This window comes from Achromobacter arsenitoxydans SY8 (assembly GCF_000236785.1).
Taxonomy (GTDB): Bacteria; Pseudomonadota; Gammaproteobacteria; order Burkholderiales; family Burkholderiaceae_B; genus Achromobacter; species Achromobacter arsenitoxydans.
This window is the reverse complement of record NZ_AGUF01000071.1, coordinates 72,661-82,966: the sequence shown is the minus strand read 5'-3', so window position 1 is coordinate 82,966 and position 10,306 is coordinate 72,661. Positions and strand designations below refer to the sequence as shown.

The 10,306-nt window shown below is 68.9% G+C and carries 6 protein-coding genes; 5 read left to right on the top strand and 1 reads right to left on the bottom strand.

Annotated features, from left to right (window positions below; translation table 11 throughout):
• The 5 genes from KYC_RS28450 to KYC_RS21925 form a co-directional block, all read left to right on the top strand.
• A partial coding sequence (locus KYC_RS28450) for a peptidoglycan recognition protein family protein (protein WP_008166562.1) occupies nt 1-1,361 on the top strand: 1,361 nt, incomplete at its 5' end.
• 26 nt (nt 1,362-1,387) lie between these two features.
• The gene (locus KYC_RS21940; protein WP_081478091.1) at nt 1,388-3,427 is read left to right on the top strand and encodes a C1 family peptidase; all 2,040 of its coding nucleotides are present in this window, start codon (nt 1,388-1,390) and stop codon (nt 3,425-3,427) included.
• 22 nt (nt 3,428-3,449) lie between these two features.
• Complete coding sequence (locus tag KYC_RS21935; protein WP_008166558.1) at nt 3,450-6,371, top strand: PAS domain-containing protein; 2,922 nt, start codon at nt 3,450-3,452, stop codon at nt 6,369-6,371.
• Between the two features lie 32 nt (nt 6,372-6,403).
• The gene (locus KYC_RS21930; protein ID WP_008166556.1) at nt 6,404-8,062 is read left to right on the top strand and encodes a CHAT domain-containing protein; all 1,659 of its coding nucleotides are present in this window, start codon (nt 6,404-6,406) and stop codon (nt 8,060-8,062) included.
• Between the two features lie 45 nt (nt 8,063-8,107).
• The gene (locus KYC_RS21925; RefSeq protein WP_008166554.1) at nt 8,108-9,454 is read left to right on the top strand and encodes a hypothetical protein; all 1,347 of its coding nucleotides are present in this window, start codon (nt 8,108-8,110) and stop codon (nt 9,452-9,454) included.
• Between the two features lie 5 nt (nt 9,455-9,459).
• Here KYC_RS21925 and KYC_RS21920 read toward each other — a convergent pair whose 3' ends face one another.
• The gene (locus KYC_RS21920; RefSeq protein WP_008166553.1) at nt 9,460-10,236 is read right to left on the bottom strand and encodes a fused MFS/spermidine synthase; all 777 of its coding nucleotides are present in this window, start codon (nt 10,234-10,236) and stop codon (nt 9,460-9,462) included.
• Between the last annotated feature and the right edge of the window lie 70 nt (nt 10,237-10,306).

Here is a 10,306-nt window from a genome sequence, read left to right as displayed (position 1 = left end):
GCACCGCGCAGGGCGCGATGGACGCTTTCCGCCGGAACCGGTCCGACCCGCATTTCACGGTCGACGCGACCACGATCTTCCAGCACATAGACACTGCCGAGGGCGCGCGTGCGCTGCGCAACGACCCCGGCGGCGCGCAGACCAACCGCGACTCCGCGGTGCAGATCGAGCTGGTCGGCTTTGCGCACCTGCCGAAGGACAGCCGCGCGCTCACGAACCTGGCGCGGCTGTGCCGGTGGATCGAAGCGCAGCACGACATCCCGCGCAAATGGCCATCCGGCCGTCCCTTGCCGGCAAAGAACGGCAGGGATCCCGGGGGACATAACCGGGATGCCGCAACCTGGGATGCGAACAGCGGGCACTTCGGCCACTGCCACGTGCCGGAAAACACGCACTGGGACCCCGCCTACTCGGCCGCGGAAGCGGACTTCATCCTGGCCGCGACCTTCTCCGACGATGGCGCGCTGCTGTCGCCGGCGCCGCCGCCCAGGCCGGCCGCAAAGCGAGCCGCCAAGGCCGCCGCGACCCTGTCCACCATGCCGGACCATGGCGTCAACGCTATCGGTATCCACGCCTATCTGGGCGACCTGCCGGTGCAGACGCTGGAACCGCCCGGCATGCCCGTGGCCAGGCGCCGCGCGCCGGCCAAGGGCACGGGCGCGGTGCTGCGCGCGGGCAAGCCGGCCAAGGCCGGCCGGCAGGCCGCGGCGGCGCAGGCCAGCGTCAACGCCGGCAGCCTGATGTCGTTCGCGGCGGGGTTGAACGAAGCGGAACGAGGGGATGTCCTCTATTCCCTGCAACTGGCGCAGCGCGCCGCCAGCGCCGCCCATGACCGCTATACGAATACGCAGTCCTGGTATCAGACATACGTGGAAGTGCTGGACAACCTGGGCTGGACCAGCAGCCAGATGTCGTTCACGCATTACGACGAAGACGAAAGCGAGTTCCGCATGGACGAGGTCGCCGTCGACCTGCTGCTGGCGGTGGCGCGGCGCGACCAACTCGCCGTGCTGCAGCAGGCCGTCGCCGCGCTGGGCAAGCTGGCGGAAGACGACGCCACCGTGCGGCTCTTCGACTTCCATGCCTCGTCCCAGGCGGGCGGCAATTTCCAGCTGGGCGCGGTGCAGCGCGAACGCAACGGCGGCCTGACGATGGCGCTGGGCGCCTATTACTTCCGCGCCCTCGACAGCCGAAAGCGCTTCCTGTTTTCCCGGTGGGGCTCCCGCCAGGTGAACTTCTGGGCCTGCGCGCAACGGCTGACCCTGAACGCCGCCCTCTACGGGCAGTTGCGCGACGATGTCCAGGCCAAGCTGGCCGCGGACGCGCCCCGCTATATCGCCAGCCTGAAGCTGGCGTCCTAGCAGGTCGCCAACAATGGGAGAGCGACATGGCAACCCGAAAAGCCGCAGTGCGCACGGCCGCAAAATCCGCCCCCTCGAAAAAGGCGAAGCGATCCGCTAAGACAGCCGCCTCCACCGCCGCGGCCGCCGCGCCGGAGGACCCGCGCCCCAAGGCGCGCAAACGCCGGACGCAGGATGAAGGCCCGATCACGCATGCGTTCGAGCGCTCCGCCAAGCCCGACGCCTTCGACGCGCGCGACATTCTGTTCCGCCCCAACATCTCCGTCACGCCCAAGGCGGAAATGATCCCGGTGATGGGGCTGACGGTGAAGCACCAGGGCGAAACATCAGCCTGCACGGGATTTGCGCTGTCCAGCGTGGTCGAGTTCCTGCTGCGCAAGTCGGAACGCGATGCGCGGCCCGCGATCTCCCCCTACATGCTGTATTCCATGGCCCGGCGCTACGACGAGTTTCCCGGGTCGGTGGACGACAGCGGCTCCAGCCTGCGCGGCGCGCTCAAGGGCTGGTTCCGCCACGGCGCCTGCGTCCAGGCCCTGTTCCCCACCCTGGATATGCCCCCCGCGGCCAAGCGGACGGAAGACGACTGGTGGCTGGACGCCGTCAAGCGCCCGCTGGGCGCCTACTACCGAATCGACACGCGCCGCATCGTCGAGATGCACGCGGCGCTGAACGAGGTCGGCATCCTCTACGCCAGCGCTGGCTGCCATGACGGCTGGGACGCGGGCCACGGCGTGACGCCCAGCGAGGCCGCGCCCACGCCCATCACCCAGCCGTTCTGGGTCATCCCTTCCAGCGAGCATGACACGGCCATCATGGGGCACGCCTTCGTCATCGTGGGCTACACCCAGGACGGCTTCCTGATCCAGAACTCATGGGGCGAGGAATGGGGCACGCACGGCATGGCCGTGCTGACCTACGACGACTGGCTGCGCAACGCCATGGACTGCTGGGTCGTGCAGCTGGGCGTCGTCACCAACGAGCACGAACGGATTTCCAACAGCATCAGCCTGCGCACCGAGGGCAAGAAAGTGACGCTGGCCGCGGGCAAGGTGCTGCGCGACCGCGAGCTGACGCCCTTCATCGTCAACGTAGGCAACAACGGCAAGCTCAGCAACAGCGGCGCCTTCCGCACCACGCCAGACGACCTGCGCGCCATCGTGGACGTGCACATGGCCGCGGCGCGCGAACGCTGGGGCCTGAAGGACAAGCCGATGGACGTCTGCGTCTACGCGCATGGCGGCCTGGTGGGCGAAGAGGCCGCCGCCGAGGCGGCCGCCGAATGGATACCGCTGCTCTACGACAGCCAGATATTTCCCGTCTTCCTGATGTGGGAGACCGACTTCATCACCACGGTGAAGAACATCATCCAGGACGCCGCGAACGACGTTCCCCGCAGCACCGGCGGCATCGGCGAACGGCTGGAGCGGTGGTGGAACCAGCGGCTGGAGCGCTGGCTGGCCCGCCCAGGCACCGTGATCTGGGGAGAGATGAAGCAGAACGCCGAGTCCATGAGCGAGCCGGCCAGGAATGGCGAGGAAGAGGCCGCCATGATCATGCTCTACCAGCATTTCAAATCGCACGTCGCCCGCGGCCGCGTGCGCCTGCACATCGTCGGCCATTCCGCGGGCGCCATCGTCGCCAGCCATTTCGTGCGGCGCCTGGCGGCCGATGGCGGAGAGCTCGAATCGCTGAGCCTGATGGCGCCGGCCGTCACCCTGAAGACCTTCAAGGAACTGGTGGTGCCGCAGTTGAAGAGCCGGGTGAAGCGGTACCAGCAGTTCCATCTGTCGGATCGCGCGGAAGAGGACGATCCCACCTGCGGGCCATACCGGCGTTCGCTGCTGTACCTGGTGAGCGAATCGTTCGAAGGCGGCACCACCACGCCGCTGCTGGGCATGGAGCGGTATTTCCGCGACGCCGGCATCCCCTGCGACGCCGTCCACGTCTCGCCCGCAGGCGGCCAGTCGTCCGCCCCCCGGATCCCGCCCGTGGCGTCCAGTACGCACGGCGGATTCGACAACGACAAGGGTACGCAGCAGCAGGTCATCGCGTTCATCAAGCGCTGACGCTTGGCAGAGGCGCCCGACCATGACAGAAAGACAGCCAGAACCGTATCTTGAGCCGCCGGAACCGGCGCCCAAGCCCGCGGCCGCGATTCCGGCCCAGGAGGAGGGTGCGCGCGTCGCCGTGCCGGCGGCCCCGTCGTTGCCCAAGGCGCCGGTGGCTCCGCCACGGGAATTCTCCATTTTCGGCGACCCCGGCGAGGTATCGCGGGTCCTGTCGCGGGTCGGCGTCCCCTGCATTTTGCTGGACGGCGACGGCGAGATCGTGGCCGCCAGCAGCGTCCTGCCCGTGGACCACGACGACATCGCCGGCCGCCACGCCAGCCAGGTGTTCGGCCTGACCAAGCCCCTGCGCATGGGCGACGGCCCGGTGGACGTCGTGTACCAGGCTGCCGACGGCGCCCGGGCGCCGGCGCAGCTGATCCCCTTCTGCACGCTGGACAGCGGCGAGCTCATCGTCCTGGTGAACGACGGCACACCGTTCCGCCAGGCCGAGTCGAACCGCTTCGACCGCACGCCCTATGCCGTGTTCCGGCTCGACCTGAATGGCGTCATCCGGTTCGCCAACCCGGAAGCGGCACGCGTCCTGGGACTGCCGCAACTGGCCCTGTGCGGCACGCGCCTGGCGGCGCACTTCCGGCCAGGCGACGGCCCGCGGCTGCTGCGCGCCATCTCGCAATGCGCGCACGACACGGAAGGCGACGCGATGGTGGCGGCGGCCATCGCCATTCCCGTCCCGGACGAAAACGACCGCCAGTTCGAACTGGTGATGACGCCCGACCCGGCGCCCAACGGCGAGCTGCTGGGCGTGATCGCGGTCATCCAGTCCCGCACCCTGGAATCCGCGCGCGACGAGATCCGCCGCATCGCGCTGGATCCGGCCATCCCCGGCTGGCGGCTGAAGCTGGACCGCATCCTGGAGCAGATCCGCCGCCTGATCCCCTTCGAGCACGCCGTCTTCGGCATCTACGGCAACGACGTATCGCTGTTCCGCGCCATCGCGGTGCGGCCTGAAGGCGTGGAGCTATGGCCGGCGCGCTGGATGGACCTGCCGCCCTCGATCCGGTCATTCCTGGATTCCGGCCAGACCTGGGTGGACGAAATCGGCGCCTTCGTCAAAAAGAACATGCCCGAGCCCGGCAACGAGGTGGTGCGCTGCTACCAGGACCTGGGGATCCAGGCCTCGGTGACGCTGCCCGTGATGCGCGCCGGCGGCTACAGCTCGGCCCTGAGCCTGTGCTCGCGCGAGCCAGGGGCGTACGGCAAGCGGGACCTGGAGACTCTGCGGTTGCTGGACCTGGAACCGGTGCTGATGCGCTTCGAGAAAGAGCGCGACGACGAGCGCACCGAGTTCGCGGACTCGCTGCGGCAGAAGGTGATGACGGCCGAATCGCTGCGCCAGGCTGCCGACGAGATCATCGTCCAGCTTGCACAGCATTTTTCCTGGGACCACGTGGCCCTGTTCCGGGTGAACCGGCAGGACGACCGCTTCGAGGTGGTGACGCAGCACAGCCTGGCGCCGGCCTACGCCCTGCCGGCCGACTACCGGCAGCCCGCCGACCTGGGCATGCTGGGCGCGACGCTGTCGCTGGGCCGCCTGCTGGCGGTCGACGACATCGGCAATCCCGCCTATACGCAGCACGGCTACGCGGGCCCGAAGCGGCCGCTGCGCTCGGCCATGACGGTTCCGGTGCGCCTGAACGGCCGGGTGCGCTGGCTGCTCGACGTGGAGTCCTCCGTGTCCCATGCCTTCAAGGGACCCGATATTGACGACCTGCTCCAGATCATCGCATCGCTGGAAACGGGCCTGGCCCAGCACCTGCTCAGCCAGACCAAGCAAAGCCTGATGGCCGAGACCGAGCAGGCGGTGGTCTTCGTCGGCCGCGAAGGGGCCGTCATCGAAATGAACCGCGTGGCTGCCGACATGCTGGGAACCGAGCCGCGCCGGGTGCATGCCGACGCCCGCGACGGCGCCGGCTCCCCGACGATCACGGACTACGTGATCGCGGGCGACGAGGCCACGCTGGGCGTGCTGACGTCCGGCTTTACGGTCAAGCGCGAACGCATCGAACTGCTGGACAGCGGCGGCAAGCCCCGCTCGCTGCTGGCCACCCGCACCGACCTGGATGCCAGCCTGGATATGTCCATCTGGTTCTTCACGGATATCGCGGACCTGGACTGGGCGCGCGACCTGCGCTACCTGCGCGAAACCGTGGCCGAAGTGGCGCGGCAGACGCGCACCTCGCTGTCGATGGCGTGCAGCCTGACATCGCAGGCGGCGCTGCTGCACGACGACGCCCGCCAGGGCACGCCGCCGGAGGTCGTCGCCGCCCAGGCGCAGGACCTCAGCCAGCGCATCGTGGCCGAAATCGGCAAGGCCGACATCACGTTCGAGCGCCTGGCCGGCGCCAGCGAATCGCGGCGGCGCGCGCGGGCCCTGCACAGCGATGTCGAACTGGGCGCGCGGCTGGGCGAGGTAATCGCCGCCTTGCCCGCGCGCGACCAGCGGCGGATCGTGCTGCGCAACCATACGGCGTCGCGCGACGGACCCGTGGTGTCCGGCGACGCCCAGTCGCTGTGCGCCGCGTTTCGATCTATGCTGGATTATCTATTGCGTTGCCGCAACGCGGACGACGCCAGCGTCACCGTCGACATCGACGCCGGCCCCGACGGCTGCACGGTGCGCTTCGGCCTGAGCGAAGAGCAGGTCTGGGACACGGACGAGCCCCCGCACGCCGTGCCGGACGACGCCCTGCTGAACGCCGAGCGCGCCGCGCATGACGGAGCCAGCATCGCCATCACGCAGATCCAGGAAGCGATGGTCGACCATGGCGGCGCCCTCGTCACCGATCCGCCGCTGCCGGACGCGCCGCTGCCGCAGTCGTACGAATCGGTAGCGCCGCCGTGGCGGTCGTTCACGCTGGTCCTGCCGCTGCGTGCCGGCTAGGGCCCCGGCGCGCCCGAATCAGGGGAATCATCATGGAACAGACCGCCGCCCCCAACATGATCCTGCTGGCCAGTATGAACGACGAGCACGAGGACGATTGGGCCAACAACCTCGCCCAGCTCCACAGGCACCTGCAGCAGTATCCCGCGATCGCGCCCTTCGTCGGCGCCGAGCTGCGCCGCCGCACCTCGCTGGAAAGCGCCCGGAACCAGATCGAGATCTGGGAGCAGGCCACGCCCCGCATCGAACCCGTGCTCGCCATCATCGACGCCAGGCTGGGGGCGGCGAACAAGCGGGGCAAGCCCGGCGCCGCCGCGGTCGAACTGCTTGAATGGATACACAGCCGCTCCAACGTTCCCCTGCTGGTCCTGGCCGTGGATCCGCCAGAGCTCGTGCAGCGCTACGTGCTGGAGCGGCCCGAGGTCTTTGTGTGGACGAGCGACGCAAAAGGGGCCGTCAATGGCGGCGCCGAGGTCGCCACCGTCCTGACCTGCCTGACGCCCCTGGCGCCCAAGCGCCGCCGGCGGCTGATCATCAGGGTAGGCGAACACTCGATCACATACCGCATGCAGATGGGCCGCCACGAATACTCTTCGCAGGACATGCCCTACAAAGAGCGCGACCGGATATCGGCCCTGGTGGGGCGCATCGAGACCTTCAGCCCCTACACCGGCGAAACCAAGGCGCCGCAATGGCTGAAGGACTTGAGCGGGGTGGGGGAAGACGTCTTCAGCGCCATGGTCACCCACAGCCTGGGCGCGCCCATCGCCAAGCTGATCCAGCGCGCGCGCGACGAGGAAGTGTCGCCCGGCGTCGGCGCCTTCGCGGGGCTGGACCTGCGCTTCGAATTCAACCTGGCAAGCCAGGAAGTGTCGCGCCTGTTCAACCTGCCCTTCGAAATGGGCCGGGAGTTCGGCGCGGACAGCGGCCGCTACCTGTGCCTGGAACTTCCCATGGCCAGGCGCCTGCACGTGGACGGCGCCGCGCCCGCGCCCCGCTGGGAGCAGGACACCCGCGCGCCCGGACAGCCGGTGCGGCTGCTGTTCATGGACGCCAGCTCGGTGTTCGGCACCGTGTCGTTCCGGCGCGAAGACGGCGGCCCGCCGCTGCCCGCCAAAGAGTTCGGCCCGCTGCTGTCCGTCGCGCAAGAACGCAAGCACCTGCAACACCTGGCCGGGCTTGCGCCCGGCAGCCTGCTCATCGACAACGTCCGCGAAGATGGCGAAACCGGGCTGGTGGGCGCCGAGCTGCAGCGCCGCATCGAAGAGCGCCTGAAGACCGGCAACTACGACATCTTCCACTTCGCCGGGCACTCGGAGTCCAGCGGCGAAAGCACGATGCTGGTGCTGCCCGGCGCGGACGGCGAAGCCTGGCAGCTGTCGATCCGGCTGATCGGCCAGTGGATGGAGGCCGGCAAGTGCAAGCTGCTGGTGCTGTCGTCATGCAGCGGCGCGTCGGTGCGCACTGCGCTGGAAGTCATGCGCGCAGGCGCGGCCGGCGTGCTGGCCTTCCGCTGGCAGGTCGAAGAGGAATCGTGCGCGCGCTACATCCAGCGCTTCTATGACGTGTACCTGGACGCCGCCCAGCCCAAGGGGCTGGCCGAAGCCTACCGCTACGCCTGCAAGGCCGCGCAGGGCGATGCCGGAGACCTGCCCACCTGGGCGTCGGCCATGGCGATCGTGCGCGACTGAGCGCAACGCCGCCGGCCGGGGCGCAACAGATTCAAGGAGCTTCCCATGGACTCTCTCATCGGCATGCTGCGCGGCATCGGCGGCAAGGCGACGACCGGCGACGGCGCGGCGGCCCTGCTGCCGTCCGTGCCCGCCGGCCGCAATTTCTACGCCGAGATCGAACCGCCGCCCGGCGGCGCCCCCGCGCTGGCAGCCGGCCTGGACGGTACGCCGTTCGTCCCCGGCCAGTGCTACTTCAGCGTCCGGGTGGTGGAGATGCGCCTCAGCCAGGCGGGCAACTATCTCAGCGAATTCCTGCCGCTCTGCACTTTCTTTCTGCGCTATGGCGCGGAGGGCGCCCGGCGCGAGCTGCCGTATATCGTCGGCTACGACATGATCCAGCAGGCGCTGGGCGCGGCCGCGCACGAAACGGGCGCCAGCCGCGTGGCGTTTCGCGACGTCTATGTAGCCCGCAACGTGCCCTACGCCAGCGAGGGGCTGGAAATGTACGCGGCCCTGTGCCGCTTTGCCGACAGCAGCCTGTCCCGCGGCATCCTCGACTTCGTGTCGACGGCCGTCACGATGCTGGGCGGCCCGGTGGGCGGCGCCATCGTCAAGACGGGCGAAAGCCTGCTCAAGCCGCTGGCCAAGCTATTCGGTACGGACGGGGTCAGCGTGCGCTTCGGCGTGTTCGACGGCGACGCGCTGCGCCGCAGCGGCTACCGCGTGCTGGCCGGGGCGGATTCCCAGGACAAGCTCTCGGGCCTGCAACTCGTGGACGGCGTGCTGCACCGCCAGAACGCGGCGGGCAAACTCGAACCCGTAAATGACGTGGACTACCTGGTGGTCGCGTTCGAGCATCGCGCGACGCTGGGCGCGGACATGTTCGCGGCCGCGACGGCGCTGCCGTTCCACCGCCTCTGGAAGGACGTGTCCGCCGCCCTGATCGGCAACAACGCTGCGGCGGCCCAGGCGGCCTACCAGTCGCTGCTGATCGCGGTCGCGGAATCGCCCCTGCTCGTCGACTCGGACCGCTTTGCGCTCCTCACGGCCTACGCCGCGCAGCGCGGCGCCTGGGAAGCCGCCAGCGAACAGAGCGGACTCAAGACCCGCGGCGGCGGCAAAAGCCTGGCCACGGCGATGACGGACAGGGTCAACGCGCGCGCCAAGACCGACCCGGTGGCGGAGCTGCTCCGCACCGCCAGGAAGCAACTTGCGACGCCGCCCGCGCAACCCGGCAAGCCTGAACTGGCGCAGGTCGCGCTCGACGATGCCGCCGTCGCGCAGACGGTGTCGTCCCTGGTGGATGCGTTGGCGGTGAAAGGCGGCGGCCCCGCGCCGGCCCAGTCGCCCGGCGCCTTGTCTCGCGCCACCCGCGAACTGCTGTCGATCGCGCTGAGCGAACCGGGATAGCCTTCCTATCGCAGTTCCAGCGTCGCCCCAATCACCTTCAGCGTCGGCATCAGCTGACGCCAGGCATCCTTGGAAATGGACGCGGGCCGCGTCAGCTGCGCCGCGGCCGGGTCGTCCAGCAGGTTGCCCTTGCACGCGAACACGATGCTGTTGGTCATGTCGTCGTCGACCACCTCGAACATCGACGAGCCGAATGACTCGCGCACCCGGTCCAGGTATTCATGGTGCATGGGATGGTTGACGTGGAAGTTGATCACCAGGATGCCGTCGTCGCGCAGGGCGCGGTGGCAATCGGCGTAGAAGTCCGCCGAACACAGCGCGTCCGGAATCCCGCCCACCTCGAAACCGTCCAGGAAGATCACGTCCGCGTCATCGGACAGGCCGCGCATGTGCGCGGCCGCGTCCGCCTGGATCACGCGAAAACGCGGGCCGTCGGGCGGGATCATGAAGGCGTCGCGCAGCCCGATGACCGCCGGGTCGATCTCGACCACGGAAATGTCCGCCCCCGCCAGGTAGCGGTGACAAAACTTGGGCAGCGACCCGCCGCCCAGCCCCACCATCAGGATGTGCGCCGGCTCCGGCTTGAACAGCACAAAGCCCATCATCATCCGCGTGTATTCGATTTCCAGCGCGTCCGGATTGAGCAGCGACATGCTGCTCTGGATTTCCTGCTGCGTGAAATGCAGGGTGCGCCGGTTGCCCGCATTCTGGATGAACGGCCTGCGCACCCCTGCGGGCTCATCGGAAAACGGCAAATCTGCGGGAACGGCGGCGTCGGACATGGGGATGCGTGGGGCGGAAAGATGCGCAGAAGATACCATCCCCGCGCCCGCGCCGCGCGCATCCCCCAGG